Source organism: Azoarcus sp. TTM-91, assembly GCF_012911025.1.
Classification (GTDB): Bacteria; Pseudomonadota; Gammaproteobacteria; order Burkholderiales; family Rhodocyclaceae; genus Azoarcus.
In genome coordinates, this window is record NZ_WUEI01000082.1 from 1 (window position 1) to 19,740 (window position 19,740).

The 19,740-nt window shown below is 72.2% G+C and carries 13 protein-coding genes; 10 read left to right on the plus strand and 3 right to left on the minus strand.

Annotated features, from left to right (window positions below; genetic code table 11):
• From hybE to GRF61_RS18040, 9 genes are all read left to right on the plus strand, one after another.
• A partial coding sequence (hybE, locus tag GRF61_RS18000) for a [NiFe]-hydrogenase assembly chaperone HybE (RefSeq protein ID WP_211166062.1) occupies window positions 1-572 on the plus strand: 572 nt, incomplete at its 5' end.
• Entirely contained in the window at window positions 569-1,732 is a 1,164-nt protein-coding gene (locus GRF61_RS18005) for a hypothetical protein (protein ID WP_169152010.1), read from the plus strand. The genes hybE and GRF61_RS18005, both read left to right, overlap by 4 nt.
• Complete coding sequence (hypA, locus tag GRF61_RS18010; protein WP_133592247.1) at window positions 1,725-2,096, plus strand: hydrogenase maturation nickel metallochaperone HypA; 372 nt, start codon at window positions 1,725-1,727, stop codon at window positions 2,094-2,096. Before GRF61_RS18005 ends, hypA begins: the two co-directional genes overlap by 8 nt.
• Before the next feature lie 4 nt (window positions 2,097-2,100).
• Window positions 2,101-3,036, plus strand: coding sequence for a hydrogenase nickel incorporation protein HypB (hypB, locus tag GRF61_RS18015; protein ID WP_169152011.1), 936 nt, complete (start codon window positions 2,101-2,103; stop codon window positions 3,034-3,036).
• Window positions 3,033-5,408 carry a carbamoyltransferase HypF gene (hypF, locus tag GRF61_RS18020; protein ID WP_169152012.1) on the plus strand — a complete coding sequence of 792 codons (2,376 nt, stop codon included), beginning with the start codon at window positions 3,033-3,035 and terminating at the stop codon, window positions 5,406-5,408. Before hypB ends, hypF begins: the two co-directional genes overlap by 4 nt.
• A 4-nt stretch (window positions 5,409-5,412) precedes the next feature.
• Window positions 5,413-5,649: a HypC/HybG/HupF family hydrogenase formation chaperone gene (locus tag GRF61_RS18025; protein ID WP_169152013.1), complete on the plus strand. Its 237-nt coding sequence runs from the start codon at window positions 5,413-5,415 to the stop codon at window positions 5,647-5,649.
• Window positions 5,646-6,800: a hydrogenase formation protein HypD gene (gene hypD, locus GRF61_RS18030; protein WP_169152014.1), complete on the plus strand. Its 1,155-nt coding sequence runs from the start codon at window positions 5,646-5,648 to the stop codon at window positions 6,798-6,800. The genes GRF61_RS18025 and hypD overlap by 4 nt, the downstream gene beginning before the upstream one ends.
• Window positions 6,801-6,927: 127 nt before the next feature.
• Window positions 6,928-7,980, plus strand: a complete 1,053-nt coding sequence (gene hypE / locus GRF61_RS18035; protein ID WP_169152015.1) for a hydrogenase expression/formation protein HypE — start codon at window positions 6,928-6,930, stop codon at window positions 7,978-7,980.
• Between the two features lie 13 nt (window positions 7,981-7,993).
• A complete protein-coding gene (locus tag GRF61_RS18040; RefSeq protein ID WP_169152016.1) occupies window positions 7,994-9,454 on the plus strand; it encodes a sigma-54 dependent transcriptional regulator in 1,461 nt (486 codons plus the stop codon).
• A 255-nt stretch (window positions 9,455-9,709) separates the two neighbouring features.
• Here GRF61_RS18040 and GRF61_RS18045 read toward each other — a convergent pair whose 3' ends face one another.
• The 3 genes from GRF61_RS18045 to GRF61_RS18055 form a co-directional block, all read right to left on the minus strand.
• On the minus strand, window positions 9,710-10,006 hold the full coding sequence (locus tag GRF61_RS18045; protein WP_169152017.1) for a hypothetical protein: 297 nt from the start codon (window positions 10,004-10,006) through the stop codon (window positions 9,710-9,712).
• A gap of 110 nt (window positions 10,007-10,116) precedes the next feature.
• Window positions 10,117-13,887, minus strand: a complete 3,771-nt coding sequence (locus GRF61_RS18050) for an MBG domain-containing protein (protein WP_169152018.1) — start codon at window positions 13,885-13,887, stop codon at window positions 10,117-10,119.
• Window positions 13,888-14,076: 189 nt separating this feature from the next.
• On the minus strand, window positions 14,077-15,804 hold the full coding sequence (locus tag GRF61_RS18055; RefSeq protein WP_169152019.1) for a ShlB/FhaC/HecB family hemolysin secretion/activation protein: 1,728 nt from the start codon (window positions 15,802-15,804) through the stop codon (window positions 14,077-14,079).
• A 129-nt stretch (window positions 15,805-15,933) separates the two neighbouring features.
• Between GRF61_RS18055 and GRF61_RS18060 the strand changes: the two genes are divergently transcribed.
• Window positions 15,934-19,611 carry an AAA family ATPase gene (locus GRF61_RS18060; protein WP_169152020.1) on the plus strand — a complete coding sequence of 1,226 codons (3,678 nt, stop codon included), beginning with the start codon at window positions 15,934-15,936 and terminating at the stop codon, window positions 19,609-19,611.
• Window positions 19,612-19,740 lie beyond the last annotated feature (129 nt).

The following is a 19,740-nucleotide window of genomic DNA, read 5'->3' on the forward strand; positions in this document are numbered from 1 at the left end:
CTGCCAAGCAATCCCGCCCGATGCACGCCCAACCGCCCACCGGCCACGCCGGCAATCCCGCCGACGCCCTGCAGCGCACCTTTGCCGCCATCGCCGCCACCCGCATGGCCGGGCTGCCGGTGTGCAATCCGGCGCTGACGGTGGCGGTGCCGGCGATGCGGCGGCACGAGGGCGAATGGCTGGGCGTGCTGCTCACGCCCTGGGCGCTGTCGCTGGTCATCCTGCCCGGCGGCGGCGGCCAGTTCCGCGCCATCGCCGTCGGCGAATCGCAGGACTGGGCCTTCCCCTCCGGCAGCTACACCTTCCTCGGCAGCAGCGAGGACGGCCTCGGCCCCTACCAGACCTGCTCGCTGTTCTCCCCGGTGTTCGAGTTCGACGACCAGGCCAGCGCCGAAGCGGTGGCGCTGGCCGCCTTCGACGCCCTGTTGCAGCCGGGCGAAGGCGCACTGGACAGCGCCGCCGCCGCGCGCGAGGATGCGGAGGCCGCGCGGCTGGCCGGGCGCCCGCTCTCCAGCCAGGCGGTATCCCGCCGCGCCTTCCTGCGCGGCAGCCTGTTCGGAGGCCGGGAATGAACACGCAAGCCGAACCCCTGCTGCTGCACGCCCATCGCCAGGGCGGCCAGCTGACGCACATCGACATCCACAACCAGCGCCCGCGCGCCGCCGCCCTGCTCGTCGGCCGCCGCCCGGATGAAGCCGCCGCGCTGGTGCCGCGCCTGTTCGCCCTGTGTGCCCAGGCCCAGCAAAGCGCCGCCCGCCTCGCCTGCGCCGCCGCCCTCGGCCAAGCCGCCCCGAGTGAACGCGAAGCCGCCGCGCTGGAACGCCGGCTGGCCGCCGAAGCCGCCCAGGAGCATCTGTGGCGCCTGCTGCTGGACTGGCCGCCGCTGCTCGGCTTCGACGCCCGCCGCAACCGCTACGCCGAACTGCACCGCCGCCTCTCCCGCCAGCTGAGCGCGGAAGAGGCCTACGCCCTCGGCGGCGACCTGCTGGACCTGGTCGCCCGCGAGTTGCTGGCCGGCTTCTTCACCCGCCTGCGCGAACCGCGCAACCTGGGCGAATTCGTAGACCGCGCCGAAGCCGGCGGCGGCCTGGGCAGCGTGCTCGGCGCGCTGGTGCGCTTCGGCACCGCCGGCGCGCCGGCCAGCGGCGCGCTGCCCCTGCTGCCGCGGCGCAGCGCCGCTGGCTGGCTGGACGTGCTCGGCGGCCTGCCGGGCGAAGACTGGTGCCTGCAGCCCACCGACCACGACGCCGCCGCCGAAACCGGCCCGCTGGCGCGCAACGCCGAATCGCCGCTGGTGCGCCTGCTGCTCGAGCAGGGCCACCGCATCTCCGCCCGGCTGCTGGCCAAGGTCATCGACGTGGCCGACTGCGCCAGCCGCCTGCGCCAGCCGCTGGCGGCGGAGGTGCCGGTGCTGGCGGATGCCGCCTCGCCGGCGCCCGGCGTCGGCCTCGCCTGGGTGGAAACCGCCCGCGGCCTGCTGCTGCACGGCGTGCGCCTGGATGGCGAAGGCCGCATCGCCGACTACCGGGTGTGCGCCCCCACCGAGTGGAATTTCCACCCCGCCGGCAGCTTCGCCAGCGAAGGCAGCGGCTGGCCGGCGCCGGACGGCGAAATCGCCCAAAAGCGGCTGCATGCCCTCGCGCTCGCCCTCGACCCCTGTGTAGCCTACCGGGTAATACTGGACGACGCCGACCCCATGGAAGAACCCGCGGCAGGAACCGGCCATGCATGAGATGTCCCTGGCCGAAGGCGTGCGCAGCATCGTCGAGGACACCGCCCGCAACCACGGCGCCAGCCGGGTGGAAGCGGTGGTGCTGGAGATCGGCGACCTCGCCGCGGTGGAAGTGGAAAGCCTGCGCTTCTGCCTCGACGTGGTGCTGAAGGACAGCGTGGCCGACGGCGCCACCGTGAGCATAGAGCGCGTGCCCGGCACCGGCTGGTGCCTGCGCTGCGCCGAAACCGTCGCCATCGCCCAGCGCTACGACGCCTGTCCGCGCTGCGGCGGCTACCAGGTGCAGCCCACCGGCGGCACCGAGATGCGGGTAAAGGAAATGGCGCTCGCCAGCGGCGAGCCCACCCCGGAGAAGGAGAGCTGAACCGATGTGTACCGTGTGTGGATGCGGCAGCGGAGAGCTGCGCTACAACGGCCAGCCGGCACGCCCGGCGGCCTCGCCCAAGGCCAGTTCCAGCGTCGGCTTCAAGCCCGCCGCCGGCGCTGCACCCGCAAGCGCTCGTACGCACACGCCAGCGCCGCCGGCAGTGGAAACGCACCGCCCCACCGCCAGCGCCGGCGCGCTGCATTACGGCCACGGCCCGGCCCACGCCCATGCGCCCGGCCTGTCGCAGGCGCAGATGGTGAAGATAGAGCAGGACATCCTGGGCAAGAACGACCGCCTCGCCGCCGCCAACCGCGACTGGCTGGCGCGCCGCGGCGTGTTCGCCCTCAACCTCGTCTCCAGCCCCGGCTCGGGCAAGACCACGCTGCTGGTGGAAACCATACGCCGCCTCGCCGGCCGGCTGCCGGTGGCGGTGATCGAGGGCGACCAGCAGACCGAGTTCGACGCCGAGCGCATCCGCGCCACCGGCGCGCCGGCGCTGCAGATCAACACCGGCAAGGGCTGTCACCTGGACGCCCACATGGTGGGCGAGGCCTTCGCCCGGCTGGCCATTCCGCCGCGCAGCCTGCTGCTGATCGAGAACGTCGGCAACCTCGTCTGCCCGGCCGCCTTCGACCTCGGCGAGGCGCACAAGGTGGTGATCCTGTCGGTGACCGAGGGCGAGGACAAGCCGCTCAAGTACCCGGACATGTTCGCCGCCGCCGACCTGATGCTGCTGTCCAAGACCGACCTGCTGCCCCACCTCAGCTTCGACGTGCAGCGCGCCATCGACTTCGCCCGGCGCGTCAATCCCGGGCTGCGGGTGCTGCAGCTCTCCTCCACCAGCGGCGAAGGCTTCGACGCCTGGCTGGACTGGATCGCCGACGGTGCCGCGGCGGCCTCCGCCAGCGCAGCGGAGGCCGTGGAGACGCAGTCATGAACGGCGACGGCGGCGCCCCCCGCCAGTTGCCACCCACCCTGGAGCGCCGCCGGCTGCGGGTGCGCGGCGTGGTGCAGGGCGTGGGCTTCCGCCCCTTCGTCTACCGGCTGGCGCAGGAGCTGGGGCTGTCCGGCTGGGTGCGCAACGACGGTGGCGGCGTCGAGATCGAAGTGCAGGGCACGCCCGGCAATCTCTCGGCGCTGATCGCGCGCATGCACGGCGAAGCACCGCCGCGGGCGCGCATAGACCACCTGGAAAGCGACCTGCGCGAGACCGACGCCGGCGACCGCGGCTTCACCATCATGGCCTCCCGCCGCGGCGAGGTGACCACCGCCATCGGCCCGGACACCGCGGTGTGCGCCGACTGCCTGCGCGAGCTGTTCGACCCCGCCGACCGCCGCTGGCGCTACCCCTTCATCAACTGCACCCACTGCGGCCCGCGCTACACCATCACCCGCGGCCTGCCCTACGACCGGGTGAACACCAGCATGGCGGCCTTCGAGTTCTGCGTGGACTGCGCCGACGAGTACGGCGACCCCGCCGACCGCCGCTTCCACGCCGAGCCCGACGCCTGTCCGGCCTGTGGCCCCCATCTCGCACTGCTGGAAGGCTACGGCGTCACCGTCGCCACCCGCGACCCGGTGGCCGACACCCTGCTGCGCCTGCTGTGCGGCGAAATCGTCGCGATCAAGGGCCTGGGCGGCTTCCACCTGCTGTGCGACGCCCGCAACCCGGAAGCGGTGGCGCGGCTGCGGGCGCGCAAGTCGCGCGAGGGCAAGCCCTTCGCGCTGATGGTCGCCAACCTCGCCTCGGCGCGGCACTGGGCCGCGCTGTCGCCCACCGACGAACGCCTGCTCGCCAGCCCGGAGCGGCCGGTGGTGCTGTGCGACAAGCTGCCCAGCGTGGACCGCGAACTGGATGGCGTCGCCCCGCAGCTGGCCTGGGTCGGCCTGATGCTGCCCTACACCCCGCTGCATTACCTGCTGTTCCACGACCACGCCGGCCGCCCCGCCGGCACCGGCTGGCTGGACATGGCGCAGGATCTCGCCCTGGTGTGCACCTCCGCCAACCCCGGCGGCGAACCGCTGGTGATAGGCAACCGCGAAGCCACCCGCCGGCTGATGGGCGTGGCCGACGCCTACCTGATGCACGACCGCGACATCGTCGTGCGCTGCGATGACTCGGTGGTGCGCAGCCTGCCCTCGCCGCGCGCCGGCGACGCCGACATGCAGTTCATCCGCCGCTCGCGCGGCTACGTGCCCAGCGCGGTCAAGCTCGCCTGCAAGGGCGCGGCGGTGCTGGCCTTCGGCGGCTTCCTCAAGAACACCCTGTGCATGACGCGCGGCGACGAAGCCTTCATGTCGCAGCACGTCGGCGACCTCGAATCCGCCGGCGCCTGCCAGGCGCTGGACGAAGCCGCCGAGCACCTGCGCCACATCCTGGCGCTGGAGCCGGAGGCGGTCGCCCACGACCTGCATCCGGACTTCGCCTCCACCCACGCCGCGCTCGCCATGGCCGAGCGCCTGGGCATTCCCGCCTTCCCGGTGCAGCACCACCACGCCCACATCGCCGCGGTGGAAGCCGAACACCGCCACCTCGGCCCCACGCTGGGCCTGGCGCTGGACGGCACCGGCCTGGGCAGCGACGGCCGCGCCTGGGGCGGCGAGCTGCTGCAGGTGGATGGCCCGCGCTTCGCCCGCCTCGGCCACCTCGCCGCCCTGCCGCTGCCCGGCGCCGACAAGGCCGCGCGCGAACCCTGGCGCATGGCCTCGGCGGTGCTGCACCTGCTGGGCCGCGGCGGCGAGATCGCCGCCCGCTTCCACCGCGAGCAGGCCGCCTGGCGCATGGCCGATCTGCTGGCGGCCGGCACCCGCTGTCCGCCCACCACCAGCCTGGGGCGCTGGTTCGACGCCGCCGCCGGCCTGCTCGGCGTGTGCGAGCGCATGGGCTACGAAGGCGAAGCGGCGATGCGGCTGGAAAGCCTGGCCACCACCCACGGCCCGGCGCTGCCGCTGCCCGGCGGCTGGCGCTTGGTGGAAGACAAGGACACCCCGGCCGGCACGCTGGACCTGCTGCCGCTGCTCGCCGTGCTGGCCGACGAGCGCAACGCCGCCCGCGGCGCCGCCCTGTTCCACGCCACCCTGGCCGCCGCGCTGGAAGCCTGGGTGCTGCGCGCCACCGATGTTTCCGGCATCCGCACCGTCGCCCTCTCCGGCGGCTGTTTCCTCAACCGCCTGCTGTCGCGCGACCTCGGCCGCCGTCTCGCCGCGCGCGGCCTCGCCGTACTGGAAGCCCGCCAGGTGCCGCCCAACGACGGCGGCCTCGCGCTCGGCCAGGCCCGCATCGCCCGCTATCTGCTCGAAGGATATTGAACGCATGTGCCTCGCCATTCCCGCCCGCGTGGCGGAACTGCTGCCGGATGATCGCGCCCGGGTGGAACTCGGCGGCGTCGCCAAGGAAATCTCGCTGGCGCTGGTGGACGGCGTCGCCGTCGGCGACTACGTGATCGTGCACGTCGGCTACGCCCTCTCCAGGCTGGACCAGCGGGAGGCCGAGGCCACGCTGGCGCTGTTCGCCCAGGCCGGCCTCACCCCCTCGCTGGAGGACGCATGAAGTACGTGGACGAATTCCGCGACGGCAAACTCGCCCGCGGCATCGGCGCCGCCATCGCCCGCGAGGCCGACCCGGCGCGCAACTATGCCTTCATGGAGTTCTGCGGCGGCCACACCCACGCCATCTCCCGCTACGGCGTGGTCGACCTGCTGCCGGCCAATGTGCGCATGATCCACGGCCCCGGCTGCCCGGTGTGCGTGCTGCCGGTGGGCCGCATCGACATGGCCATCCGGCTGGCGATGGAGCGCGCCGTCACCATCTGCACCTATGGCGACTGCCTGCGGGTGCCGGCCTCCGGCGGCCTGTCGCTGCTGAAGGCGCGCGCCCGGCTGGACAAAAGCCGCGCCGACATCCGCATGGTGTACTCCGCCGCCGACGCCCTGGCGCTGGCCCAGCGCGAGCCGCAGCGCGAAGTCGTCTTCCTCGCCATCGGCTTCGAGACCACCACGCCGCCCACCGCGCTGGTGCTGCGCCAGGCCCGCGCACTGGGCCTCGCCAACTTCAGCGTGCTGTGCAACCACGTGCTCACGCCGGCGGCCATCCGCGCCATCCTGCATGCGCCGGCCGGCGCCGGGGCGGAGGCCAGGGTGAAGCTGGACGGCTTCGTCGGCCCGGCCCACGTCTCCACCGTCATCGGCAGCCGGCCCTACGACTTCGTCGCCGAGCAGCACCACAAGCCGGTGGTCATCGCCGGCTTCGAGCCGCTGGACGTGATGCAGTCCATTCTGATGCTGATCCGCCAGGTGAACGACGGCCGCGCCGAGATCGAGAACGAATTCACCCGCGCGGTCACCCGCGAAGGCAACCTCAAGGCCCAGGCGCTGGTGGATGAAGTCTTCACCCTGCGCGCCAGCTACGAGTGGCGCGGCCTCGGCAGCCTGCCCGACTCGGCGCTGCGCATCCGCCCGGAATTCGCCGCCTGGGACGCCGAAGCCAAGTTCGGCCTGGACTACGCGCCGGTGGCGGACCACAAGTCCTGCGAGTGCGGCACCATCCTGCGCGGCGAAAAGCGCCCGGCGGACTGCAAGCTGTTCGGCACCGCCTGTACCCCGGAAACGCCGATGGGCTCCTGCATGGTTTCCTCCGAAGGCGCTTGCGCGGCGCACTACAACTACGGCCGCTTCCGCGACGTCCCGGTCGCCGCAGCGTGAGCCGGCCAGCGAGCAGCGCCCTGCCGGCAGCAAGCGGCGGGCCTGTTTTCCCCGGCCTGGAGACCGCCCGCCGCTGGCCGGCTATGCTCCCGGCTGGCCAGTGCCTCACCCAAAACAACGACAAGCCATGAAAACCCACTACACCCGCCCGCTGGACCTGCGTTCCGGCCGTGTGGACATGAACCACGGCGCCGGCGGCCGCGCCACCGCCCAGCTGGTGGCCGAACTCTTCGCCCGCGCCTTCGACAATCCCTGGCTGGCCCAGGGCGACGACGGCGCGGTGCTGCCCGCCCCGGCGCCCGGCGAACGCCTGGTGATGGCGACCGATGGCCATGTCGTCTCGCCGCTGTTCTTCCCCGGCGGCGACATCGGCAGCCTGGCGGTGCACGGCACGGTGAACGACCTCGCGGTGATGGGCGCCCGCCCGCTCTACCTCTCCGCCAGCTTCATCCTGGAAGAGGGCTACCCGCTGGCCGAGCTCAAGCGCATCGTCGATTCCATGGCAGCCGCCAGCCGCGCCGCCGGCGTGCCGGTGGTCACCGGCGACACCAAGGTGGTCGAGCAGGGCAAGGGCGATGGCGTGTTCATCGCCACCACCGGCATCGGCGCACTGGCGGTGGAGCGCAGCCCCGGCGGCGCCCGCGCGCGGCCTGGCGACGTGGTGCTGGTGTCCGGCAGCATGGGCGACCACGGCATGGCCATCCTGGCGGTGCGCGAATCGCTCGCCTTCGACTCCGAGATCCGCTCCGACAGCGCCGCCCTGCACGGCCTGGTGGAAGCGCTCTACGCCGCGCTGCCGGCGGAGGCCATCCGCGTGCTGCGCGACCCCACCCGCGGCGGGCTGGCCACCACGCTGAACGAGATCGCCCGCCAGTCCGGCGCCGGCATGCGCATCGAGGAAGCCGCGGTGCCGGTCCATCCCCAGGTGGAAGCCGCCTGCGAGCTGCTCGGCCTGGACCCGCTCTACCTCGCCAACGAAGGCAAGCTGATCGCGGTGGTCGCCCCGGAAAGCGCCGACGCCGCGCTGGCTGCGCTGCGCGCCCACCCGCTGGGCAGCGCCGCCGCCCGCATCGGCACCGTGGTGGAAGATGCCCACCACTTCGTCCAGCTCGCCACCCCGCTGGGCGGCCAGCGCATGCTGGACTGGCTCAGCGGCGAGCCGCTGCCCCGCATCTGCTGACCCCGCGATAGCCATGACCCCACCGCTGCCCCCCGAACTGCCCGCCATCCTCGTCGTCGATGACGAGGTCCGCTCCCAGGAAGCCCTGCGCCGCACGCTGGAGGAGGACTTCGAAGTCCACACCGCCTCCAACGCCAAGGAAGCGCTGGCGGTGCTGGAGCGCGAATGGATACGCATCGTGCTGTGCGACCAGCGCATGCCCGGCACCTCCGGCGTCGCCCTGCTGCGCCAGGTGCGCGAGCGCTGGCCGGAAGCCATCCGCATCATCATCTCCGGCTACACCGACTCCGAAGACATCATCGAAGGCATCAACCAGGCCGGCATCTACCAGTACCTGCTCAAGCCCTGGCAGCCGGAGCAGCTGCTGCTGACGCTGAAATCCGCCGCCGAGATGGCGCGCCTGCATGCGGAGAACCAGCGCCTGGCGATGGAGCTGCGCACCGCCGCGCCGGTGCTGGAGCGGCAGGTGGAGAACCGCCGCGGCGCCGCCCGCCGCCGCTTCGCGCTGGACGCCATCGTGCGCGCGCCCGGCTCGCCGATGCATGGCATCTGCACGCTGGTGAAGAAGCTCTCGGCGCTGGACATCCCGGTGCTGCTCACCGGCGAATCCGGCACCGGCAAGGAGCTGCTGGCGCGGGCGCTGCACTACGACAGCCGGCGCGCGGACGAAGCCTTCGTGGTGGAGAACTGCGGCGCGCTGCCGGACCAGCTGCTGGAGTCCGAACTCTTCGGCCACAAGCGCGGCGCCTTCACCGGCGCCTTCGAAGACCGCATCGGCCTGTTCAAGCAGGCCGACGGCGGCACCATGCTGCTGGACGAGGTGGGTGAAACCTCCGCCGCCTTCCAGGTGAAGCTGCTGCGGGTGCTGCAGGAGGGCGAAGTGCGGCCGGTGGGCGCGGCGCGGCCGATTCCGGTGGATGCGCGGGTGATCGCCGCCACCAACCGCGACCTGGAAGCCGAGGTGCTGGCCGGCCGCTTCCGCGAGGATCTCTACTACCGCCTCGCCGCCGTCACCGTGTCGGTGCCGCCGCTGCGCGAGCGGCCGATGGACATCCCGCTGATCGCCCAGGCGCTGCTGGACGAAAGCCAGGCCGCGCTCGGCCGCCGCTTCGAGCCGCTGTCCGGGGAGATCATCGACTGCCTGGTGGCCTGGCGCTGGCCGGGCAATGTACGCGAGCTGCGCAACGAGGTGCTGCGCATGATCGCCCTGGCCGACGGCGACAGCCTCTCCGCCAGCCACCTCAGCCCGCGGGTGCTGCGCGCCGGCGAGGCCGCCGAGGAGCCGGCGCTCAACCTGCTGGGCGAGCTGGAAGGCGACCTCAAGACCCGCCTGGAGACGCTGGAAGCGCGCATCGTGCGCGAAAGCCTGATCCGCCACCGCTGGAACAAGACCCGCGCCGCCAAGGAACTGGGCCTGTCCCGCGTAGGCCTGCGCAGCAAGCTGACGCGATACGGGCTGGACAAGGGGGATTGAGGCCGGGTGGGGCGACGCGCTACCGCCGCCCTCCCCGCACTCCCTTCCCCGTGGGGCGGGGCCAGGCAGAGGGGCGTCTGCCTGGATCAGGCCGCCAGCGGGAATCCAAGCGCCGTACCCCCTCCTCTCCCCCAGCCCCTCTCCCGCGAGGGGAGAGGGGAGAAAACCCCGGCGCCGGGCAACGTCTGCTCTCTGCACTGCATCACGCTGCCCTCCGCACTGCATCACGCTGCCCCCTGTCGCGGCCAGCGGACCCTACCCAAACATATCCCGCCGTTCGCTCGCCTCGGCGATCGCGCTGGCGACGAACTCGGCGGTGGACTCCGCCCCCTGCGCCGCTACCGAGCGCTCCACCAGCGTGAAGGCCAGGACCAGCAGGCCGCGCATCTTGTCGAAGGCGGTGGGGTTGGCGTGGCGGATCAGCTCGTCGCCGCGCAGCACCGCATCCACCACGCCGGGGTCGCGCAGGCGGACGCCGCAGAGGGCGGACAAGCCGGCCAGTTCCACGACGACAGCGCCGAAGTCCTGATCGAAGCGGGATATGCCGGTCATGCCTTGCCTCCATGAAAGCGCGGCGCCACCCGCCGCGTTCCCTCACTTTGGTTCACCGCTTGCTGCAAAGCAACATGCACTCGCATGTCCTGGCGCAAGCGGAAGGCGCCCTAGTCCTCCGTGGCTGGCAGCGCGATGAAACCCTGCGCCAGGCTGAGTGGAGCGGGCTGCCCCAGCCCCGCCGCCATCAGCGCGGCCAGCGCCGGCGGCGTGGGCGCGCGGCGGGCCAGTTCGGGGCCAATGGCGCTGACCACCCGGCCACCATCCATGGTCACCGCCCGCCCGATCTGCAACTGGCCATCGACGAACTGGATGAGATAGTTGGCGCTGCCCAGCCCGCCCGGGGTGATGGTGTAGCTGCCGGCGGCCGTCGCCCCCTGGCTGCTGCCGCCGTAGCTCAACGTGCCGGACAGCACCGAGGCGTCCTCGCCATTGACGAAGCCGCTGTAGCTCACGCCGTTGCCGCCGCTCCAGGCCTGGCCGTCGTAGCGCTTGCTGGCGTCGCTGGCGGTCACCGTGAGCGCGGCCTTGTTCACCGTCAGCGCGCCATCCACATAGCTGATGACGTAGTTGCCGCTGGCCAGGCCGGACGCGCTGATGCCGTAGCTGCCGGCATTCACCGCGCCCTGGCTGCTGCCGCCATAGCTCAGCGTGCCGCCCAGCACCGACTCGTTCTCGCCGTTGACGAAGCCGCTGTAGCTCACGCCGTTGCCGCCACTCCAGGCCTGCCCATCGTAGGTCTTGCTGGCGTTGCCGGCGGTCACCGTGAGCGCGGCCGGGGTGATGGTGAGGGTGTTGCCGGTGAAGCTGATGCTGTAGTTGGCGTTGGCCAGCGTGCCCTGGTTGATGGCGTAGCCGCCGGCGTTCTCCCCCGCCGCCCGCGCCAGGCTGCCGCCCAGGGTGTCGCTGCCGACCAGGCCGTTCGCCGTCCAGCCCAGCGTCGGGTCGGCGTCGCCATAGGTCTTGCTCGCCGCGTCCGCGCTCACCGTGATCGCCTTCGGCGTGATGGTCAGCGTGTTGCCGGTGAAGCTGATGCTGTAGTTGGCGTTGGCCAGCGTGCCCTGGTTGATGGCGTAGCCGCCGGCGTTCTCCCCCGCCGCCCGCGCCAGGCTGCCGCCCAGGGTGTCGCTGCCGACCAGGCCGTTCGCCGTCCAGCCCAGCGTCGGGTCGGCGTCGCCGTAGGTCTTGCTCGCCGCGTCCGCGCTCACCGTGATCGCCTTCGGCGTGATGGTCAGCGTGTTGCCGGTGAAGCTGATGCTGTAGTTGGCGTTGGCCAGCGTGCCCTGGTTGATGGCGTAGCCGCCGGCGTTCTCCCCGGCCGCCCGCGCCAGGCTGCCGCCCAGGGTGTCGCTGCCGACCAGGCCGGTCGCCGTCCAGCCCAGCGTCGGATCGGCGTCGCCATAGGTCTTGCTCGCCGCGTCCGCACTCACCGTGATCGCTTTCGGCGTGATGGTGTAGCTGCCGTCGTAGATGATGTCGTAGCCGTTCTGGCTGGAGTAAAAGCCGCCGGTGATGTTCAGGCTGCCGCCATCGCCGTAGTAGCTGCGGGCATCCGCGCCGGCTGAGTAGCTCAGCGTGCCGCCGCTGCCGGAGAGGGTGACGCCGTTGGGCACGAAATAGCCGTTGGTGGTGCCGGAAACGCCGTTGCCGTCGTAGGTCTTGCTGCCGAGGTCGCCCACCAGCACCTTCACCGGCGTCAGGAAGGCGCGCAGCAGCGGCAGGGTGTTGCCGTCGTAGATCCGCCAGGCCCGGCCGCTGGCACCGGCGTCGTCGATGTCCCAGCCGCTGAAGGTGGAAAGCTGGGTGAGCTCGGTGTAGGTCTTGGCGGTGCCTTGAGTGTTGTCTTGGCCACTGATGGAAATTGCGTTGCCAGCGGCATCGGTGGTGGCGTAGAAGCTGTTGCTGACGGAGTCGCCGTAACCTGTCAGCGGACCGATGCCGGTTCCGGAGCCGGAGACCTGCGCGACCGCATAGCTGTTGGAGATTGACCCGTAGTTGGTACCGACGAGGCCGCCGACACGGCTGGTGCCGCTGACCTGACCGATGAAATAGGCGTTGGTGATCGGGGTCAGGTAGGAGTAGCCCACGACGCCGCCCATGGTGCCGGCGTAGTAGCCATCGACCACGCCGGTGACGAAGACGTTATCGATCCTGGCCCGGTCCGCACTGCCGGCCAGGCCGCCGGAATATGAGCCGGCGCGGATATCCACATTCACCAGCCCGATATCGCGCACCCAGCCGTAGCGGCCAAGCTCGCCGATCAGGCCGATGTTGTTGCTTGCGCTCTGGATACGCAGATTGCTGATGGTATGTCCGAGGCCGGTCAGGGTGCCGCTGAACTGCTGCCCGGAGCTGCCGATCAGGGCTGAGGCGTAGGTTGTCCCGGCAGCATCCAGGTTCTTCGCCAGCGCATAACGGCCAGCCAGGTCCGTCGAGTTGATCGCGGTCAGCCCGGCCATGTCATGGATCAGCGTGTAAGCCTGGCCATTGACGCTGAAGCTGCCGCCGCTGCCGGCGGTGAAGCTCACCGGCGCGCCCAGGCTGTAGTCCGACCCGCCGTGGTTCAGCGCCAGACCGCCGCCCGCGTGCGCCACCGTGATCGGCGCGTTGATCTCGATGTTGCGCTGGGCGTTGAGCGTCAGCGTGGTGGCCGCGTTCCAGCTCACCGCGTCGTTCACGAAGATGTCGCCGTTGCCCCCGGCCGTGCCCTGGGTCGCGGTGCTGATGGTGATGCTGGTGCTGGCGAGGTCGGCCGACAGGTCGGCGCCGGTGATGTTGCCGCCGTTGGCGGCGATGGTGTAGTCGTTCGGGTCGATCAGCCAGCTGCCGGTCTGGCCCTTGGCCGCCAGCGTGGTGACTTTGCGCCCGGCTTCCAGGGTGACGGTGGCGGCGCTGGTTTCGATGAAGCCGCCGTCCCCGCTCTGCGGCGCGCTGGCGTCGAGCAGGCCGCCGTGTTTGACCTCGCCGTGGCTCATGTCGGCCAGCAGCAGGATGCGCCCTTCCTTTTCCGCCAGCGTGCGCGCCTGCACCGTGCCGCTGTTGGCGACAACGCCCGCCGACAGGGCGTCGGCCGCCTTGCTGGTCATCAGCACCTGGCCGCCGTCGGCGACGATGAGTTGCTTGTTCTCGATCAGGGTCTGCACCGTGGACGGCTCCAGCGCCACCTGCAGCAGGCCGTCCGCGCCGGCGGCCAGCGTGACTTTGTCGCCGGCGGCCAGCGCCACCGTGCCCAGCCGGGCGCGGATCACGCCTTCGTTTCTCACCGTCGGCGCCAGCAGTGCGACCAGACCGCCGTCGGCGGCGGTGATCTCGCCTTGGTTCAGGACGCTGCCGGTGGCGCCCTCGCGACTAAACACCAGCCGGCCGGCGAGGAAGTCCTCGTTGCTGATGTCCAGCGTGGAGGCCACCAGCGCTCCCACGTCCACTTTGCTGCCGCTGCCGAACACCACGCCGGCCGGATTCACCAGGTAGACCTTGCCGTTGGCCGTCAGGCTGCCGTAGATCTGGCTGGCTTCGCCCGACAGCACCCGGTTCAGCGCCACACTGGACGAGGAGGGCTGCAGGAACTGCACCGCCGCCGCGCCGCCGATGTCGAAGCGCTGCCAGTCGATGATGGCCTTGTCGCTGCCCTGGCTGACGGTGAGCGTGTTGCCGCTGTGGCTGATGCCCGCCTGTCCGGCCACCACCTGCCCGCCGCTGGGCAGGGCGTCGGCCGCGGGTGCGGCCCAGGCCCCGCCGCTGGCAGCAAGGCCGGCGCTCAGCACCAGCGCCAACGGGCTCAGCCGGCCCCCGCCGGCCTTGCCCCGGCCCAGGGCCGTTTCAGGAGCGGGGACGCAGCGCCCCTCACGGGCGTTCCAGACGAGTCGGTAGCTGTGGTTCATGGCAGTATCCTCAGGCGACAAAGCCCAACGGCAAGAAAGGAAAAAGGCGGACCGGCATCGGCGGTCCCGCCTGGAAACGAGGCGGAGGCGGAAGCAGAGCGCATGGGGCCGCGGGCTCCGCGCGCCGCCTCCGGGTCAGCCGGTGCGCAAGCCCGGCGGAGCGCTCGGCCCGGCACACCGGCTGGCCGCTCAGAAGGCCGCGGCGGCGCTGATCCACGCCCGCGCCCGCGACGGCCGGCTGCCGTCGTTGTTGCGTCCATCGGCGCTCTCGCCGGGGTTGTCGCCCAGCGGAGCGGCCACCGCGGCACTCAGCCGCCAGCCTTTCAGCCAACGGCCGGGCGTGGCCTGCAGCCAGCTCAGGCCAAGGCCGGCACCGGACAGGCGGTAGGCGTTGGGTTGGTCGCTGCCATCGCGCCACCCCTCCCAGGTGCGCTTGTGCTGGCGGATGTAGCCGGCGTCGTAGAAGAGCTGGGCCTGCCAGCCGCTGCCGAGCTCGCGCTGCAGCTCGAGCTTGAACAGGGCGCCCTCGTCGCCCACGCCTTCGTTGCCCGGATAGGCGCGCACGCCGTAGGCACCGCCCAGGGTGAACTGCTCGGCGCTGCTGAGGTTGCCGTCGGCCAGCTGACCGGAGAGCGTGGCCTGCACTTGCCAGCCAGCCAGCGGCAGCCGCTGCAGGCGCGAGACCTCCATCGCCAGCTTGGTGTACCCGCCTGCGCTGCGCGGCCCGGCGGCATCGGCAGCCGGGTCGCCGCCCACGTCGGCCAGATGCAGGCGGCCGGACGACAGCTGCAGATCGCCGCGGGTGAGGCCGCCACCGCCCAGGCTGTCCACCGCGTCGCCGCGCAAGCCCAGGCTGTACACCTCGATCTGGCGGCGGCGCAGCGTCTCGCCCAGGTTCTTGTCCTCGAAGCGGCGCTGCTCCGCCCCCAGGATGAACGCCAGATTGTTCTCGCTGCTGCGCACCAGCGCATAGCTGAGGGTGAGGCCGGCCGCGGTGGCGCGGCCCTTGGCGTCGAGGTCGAGGAAGTCGCCGCCAAGGCGGTAATCCAGCGCCGAGGCATGCACCGCCACGCTCCAGCCGTCGCTGCCCAGCGGCGTTGCGTACTGCAGCAGCACGTTGTGCAGGCGCTCGGTGGCGAGCAGGCGCAGGGCGAGGCGATCGCCCCAGCCGGAGAGGTCGTTCAGCGTCACCCCGCCCACCACCTGGGCGAAGCCGGAGGACTTGATGCCGTGGTTGTTGGCGCCGATGTCGCCGCTGATGAAGGGGGTGTCCTCCACTCTCAACAGCAGCCGGGTGGTGCCCGGCGCCTCGCCCGCCTCCAGCACGCCGGTGGCGCGCACGCCGGCCAGGTCGTTGGCCAGCAGCAGGCCGCGCTCCAGCGCATTGGCCGGCAGCGGCAGGCCGGGCGCCAGGCCGCCGGTGACCATGCTCTCGACGAAAGCGCCATCCGCCCGGCCGCCGGCATCCTCCCGCCGCACGCCGCCGTAGCGGCCTTCCACCACCTGCAAGCGCAGCTGGCCGGCGGTCACGTCCTGCACCGGCAGGTAGACCCGCACATACCAGCCGCGCTGGCGGTAGTGCTGCGCCAACCGCTGCGCCGCCTGCTCCAGCTCCGCCAGGGTGAGCGACTGCCCGCGCAGGTCGGCGAGCAAGGCCTGCAGCTCGGATTCGGCGATCAGCGTGGCGCCATCGATGATGAAGGACTGCACCGTCACCCGCGCCGCCTTGTCCGTCTCGACCATGGGCGGTGCTGGCTGCGGCACCGGCTGGGGCGAGGCCGGCAGCGCGCGTATGGCCTGCTCCGCCTCCCGCTGCAGGGTGCCGGCATCCGGTGCCGCCTGCGCATGCGCCTGGGAACAGACCAGCGACAGCGCGAGGGGGAAGGTGAGTACCAGGGAAGAACGTGCTTGCAGCATCGCAGCCGGCACAGATCGCAGCGCAGGGAAGAGGCTCATCGCTTTGGATAAATGAGGGAGATATGCGCGAAGGCTAAGCAGCGGGCGTTAGAACAGCGTAAGAGGCCGTCGCAACCCCCGCCGCCGCGCTTGGCGGGAGGGCCCCCGCGCCCGGATAATGCACGCCGTCATGGGCGCGGGAAGGTCGCCGGGCCGCAGCGCGATAGATCGAAAGGAATAGCCCTGGAAACGCCGAGCCGCCCGCCACACACCGCCGCCACGCAGCTCTCCCTGCTCGGCCGGCTCACCCTGCTGCGCGGTGGCGAGGATGCGAGCAAACGCATCAAGTACCGCAAGGGCTACGCCCTGCTGGGCTACCTCGCCGTCCATGCCGGCCAGTGGCAGCCGCGCGAACGGCTCGCCCGCCTGCTGTGGCCCGACCTGGAAACGGAATCGGCGCGCAACAACCTCCGCCAGGTGCTGTACAACCTCTCCACCCTGTTCGACGCCGGCGCCGCATCGCCGCTGCAGAAGGACGGCCGCGCCATCCGCCTGCAACCCGGCGACGGCCTGAGCCTGGACCTGCACTGGCTGGACGACGCCACCCTCGACCGCCTCGGCGGCGGCGGCAAGGCCGACGCCGCCTGGCGGGAGCAGCTGGAGGCCACCGCCCCCGACCTGCTGGGCGAATTCCTCCACGGCCTGCAGCTGGACGACTCCCCCGAGCTGGATGACTGGCTGCACACCAGCCGCCACCACTTCCACGCCCGCGCCGCCCTGCTGCTGCAGCGCCTGTGCGAGATCCGCCAGCGGGAAGGGCGGCTGGACGCGGCGATCGCCCTCGCCCGCCAGTTGCACCGCGCGGCGCCGCTGGACGAGAACCACGCCCTGCTGCTGATGAAGCTGCTGGCCGAAGGCGGCGAGCAGGCGGCCGCGCTGGCGGTATTCGACACCCTGCGCCAGCGCCTGGCGGTGGAACTGGGCGGCCGTCCCGGCCCGGCATTGCAGGCGCTGAAGGCCCAGCTCGCCCGCAACATCCGGCCGGACAGCCAGCCGGAGCAGCGCTGGCTCAGCGTGCTCTACTGCGCCCCCGGCAGCGCCGACGACTGGGCGGAAGACGAGCAATTGCTGGCGGAAATGCAGCTGCGGGTGGAGCGCCGCGGCGGCCAGGTGCTGTCGGTATGCGGCCGCGGCATGCTCGCCCTGTTCGGCGCCACCGGCGAACGCTCCTCCGAACGCGCCCTGCTCGCCGCCGCCGACATCCACAAAGGCGCCGCCGCCGGCTTCGCCCCGCGCAGCGGCATCAGCGCCGGCAAGGCCCTGCTGCAGCCGGCGGCGCCACGGCCGCGCCTGCTCGGCCCGCTGCCGGATCTGGCCATGCTGGCCGGCTGGAGCGCCGCACCCGGCGAGATCCTGGTCACCACCGCGGTCGCCGACGAAGCCGGTCAGGGCTTCCGCTTCGAGCATGCCGGCGCGCACCGCCTGCCCGGTTTCGACGCGCCGCAGACCTTCCACCGCTGCGGCCAGGCGCTGGCGCCGCTGCTGCCGGAAGGCAGCGACGCCCCCTTCGCCGGCCGCGACCAGGAACTGGAAATTCTGCAAGGCCTATGGCGGGAGGCCCAGACCGGCCAGCCCCGCGTCGCCCTCTTGCGCGGCCCCGCCGGCCTGGGCAAGACGCGGCTCGCCAGCGAACTGGCGCGGCGCGTGTGGCAGCAAGGCGGCCAGGTGCGCCGCCTGGCCTGCGGGCTGGAACTGCAGCACCGCCCGCTGGGGCCGCTGATCGCCAGCCTGGAGGCCTTTGCCCAGCTCGACGAGGCCACGCCCGCCGGCCAGCGCCGCGGCCTGCTCGCCGCCGCCCTGCGTCGCGCCCACCCAGCGCTGGACACGGAGGCGGTGGAGGCCATCGCCGCACTGGTCGAACAGGGCGACGGCAAGGACGCGCCGCCGCCCAAGGAAGACGCCTTCCACGCCCTGTCCCGGCTGCTCGCCGCCTTCGCCGACAGCCCGACCCTGCTCATCGTGGACGACCTGCACTGGAGCGACCGCGCCACGCTGGAACTGCTGCAGCTGCTGCTCCCCGAACTCGGCCGCCAGCCCCTGCTCCTGGTGCTCACCGCGCGGCCGGATACCGAACTCCCCACCGCCGCCCCGGCGCAGCACACCCTGGACCTCGCCCCGCTGCCGCCGGCCGCCGCGCTCGCCCTGATCGCCCGCCACGACCCGGCGCAACACATTCCACCCGCCGAGCGCCAGCGCATCGCCGATGCCTGCGGCGGCGTGCCGCTGTTCCTCGAACGCCTGGCACTGACCTGGCACGAGGGCGGCCGGCACAGCCAGACGGTGGCCGAACTGCTGCAGAACGAGCTGGACCGCCTGGGCAAGGCCAAGCCGGTGCTGATGGCCGCCGCGGTACTGGGCCAGCGCTTCGGCCGCCAGCAGCTCGGCGCCCTGCTGCCCGACACCGCCACCGTGCCAGCGCTGGACGCTGCCCTCGACAGCCGGCTGATCGCCGAGGAAGACGCCGACAGCTTCGTCTTCCGCCACGCCCTGATCCGCGACGCCGCCTACGGCAGCCTCGCCCCCGCCCGCCGCCGCCAGCTGCACCGGCAGGTCGCCGAGCTGCTGTGCCGGCACGACAAGCCGGCGGCGGAGAACGTCGCCGGCCACTTTGCCGCCGCCGAATGCTGGCGCGAGGCCGAGCAGTGGTGGAGCCGCGCCGGCGAGGCGGCGATGACGCAGGAATTCGCCGCCGACGCCATGCGCTGCTTCGAGGAGGCCCTGGCCTGCGTCGCCCGCCTGGGCCGCGGCGAACAGGACGGCGAGCGCGCCATGGAGCTGCGCATGCGCCTGGGCTACGCCGCCCAGCAAGCGCAGGGCTTCGGCTCACCGCTGGCCCACCGCCTGTTCAGCGAGGTTGCCCTCCGGCTGGAGGCCGAAAACAGCAGCGACCGCCGCCGCGGCCGCTTGTTCGCCGCCCTCAGCGGCCGCTACATGGGCGGTAGCTCCCAGGGCGAGGTCGAAGGGCTGGACATCGCCCGCCGCCTGGAAAAGCTGGCGCAGACCGACGCCGAACGGCTGATGGCCGCCTTCGCCCTCGGCAACTCCCTGTTCTGGCGCGGCCAGTTGCAGGAGGCGCATGGCTGGCAGCAACGCGGCATCGAACTCGCCGGCCGCCTGGGTGCGCGCGACCGGGTGCGCTACTGCGTGGACGACCCCGCCGTCACCTGCCGCGCCTTCCTCGGCTGGAACCAGTGGTTCCTCGGCGACGACGCGGCCGCCTGCGCCACCGCCGGCGAGGCGGTCGCCCTCGCCCGCCAGGGCCGCCGTGCCCACGCGCTGTGCTTCGCCCTCACCTTCGCCGTCGCCCTGCACTGGTGCCGGCAGGACAGGGCTGAAGTGCTGCGGCTGGCGGCCGAAGCCCACGCCCTCGCCGCCCGCCACGGCTTCAGCCTGTGGGAAGGGGTGAACAGCCTGTTCCTGCTGTGGGCCGACGCCGCCGGCGACACCCCCACCGCCAGCGCCCTGCTGTTCGCCGCCGCCGAGCGCATGCGCCTCGCCTACCAGGCCGGCATCACCACCTCGCGCTGGATCGTCGCCCACGCCCTGCTCGCCCAGGCCGCAAGCGAAGAAGCCGCCCAGCTGCTGGACCTCGCCATCCGCGAAGCGGACGTGAATGAAGACCAGTACTGCCTCGCCGACCTGCTCTGGCTGAAAGCCGACTGCAGCCGCGGCGAAGCGGAAGCCACCGCCCTGCGCCAACAAGCGCTGGCGCTGGCCCGCAGCCAGGGCGCGGCCGGGCTGCTGCGGCGCTTCACCGTCAGCGTCTAGCGGCACCCCGCCCGCCGCGGCGGGCGCGAACCGGGCCCGCCGCGGCGCTGGCATGTTTCACCACTTTTGTCATATGGTTCCGCCACCCCCAGCGTGGCCCCTTCCACTTCGCCGAATGCAGCCAATGAC

What these genes read in the sequence shown, in the direction of transcription:
- GRF61_RS18055 (WP_169152019.1), bottom strand. Translation starts at nt 15,804, where the DNA reads ATGCTGCAAGCACGTTCTTCCCTGGTACTCACCTTCCCCCTCGCGCTG.
- hypD (WP_169152014.1), top strand. Translation starts at nt 5,646, where the DNA reads ATGAAGTACGTGGACGAATTCCGCGACGGCAAACTCGCCCGCGGCATC.
- hypE (WP_169152015.1), top strand. Translation starts at nt 6,928, where the DNA reads ATGAAAACCCACTACACCCGCCCGCTGGACCTGCGTTCCGGCCGTGTG.
- GRF61_RS18050 (WP_169152018.1), bottom strand. Translation starts at nt 13,887, where the DNA reads ATGAACCACAGCTACCGACTCGTCTGGAACGCCCGTGAGGGGCGCTGC.
- hypA (WP_133592247.1), top strand. Translation starts at nt 1,725, where the DNA reads ATGCATGAGATGTCCCTGGCCGAAGGCGTGCGCAGCATCGTCGAGGAC.
- GRF61_RS18025 (WP_169152013.1), top strand. Translation starts at nt 5,413, where the DNA reads ATGTGCCTCGCCATTCCCGCCCGCGTGGCGGAACTGCTGCCGGATGAT.
- GRF61_RS18045 (WP_169152017.1), bottom strand. Translation starts at nt 10,006, where the DNA reads ATGACCGGCATATCCCGCTTCGATCAGGACTTCGGCGCTGTCGTCGTG.
- hypF (WP_169152012.1), top strand. Translation starts at nt 3,033, where the DNA reads ATGAACGGCGACGGCGGCGCCCCCCGCCAGTTGCCACCCACCCTGGAG.
- GRF61_RS18040 (WP_169152016.1), top strand. Translation starts at nt 7,994, where the DNA reads ATGACCCCACCGCTGCCCCCCGAACTGCCCGCCATCCTCGTCGTCGAT.
- GRF61_RS18005 (WP_169152010.1), top strand. Translation starts at nt 569, where the DNA reads ATGAACACGCAAGCCGAACCCCTGCTGCTGCACGCCCATCGCCAGGGC.
- hypB (WP_169152011.1), top strand. Translation starts at nt 2,101, where the DNA reads ATGTGTACCGTGTGTGGATGCGGCAGCGGAGAGCTGCGCTACAACGGC.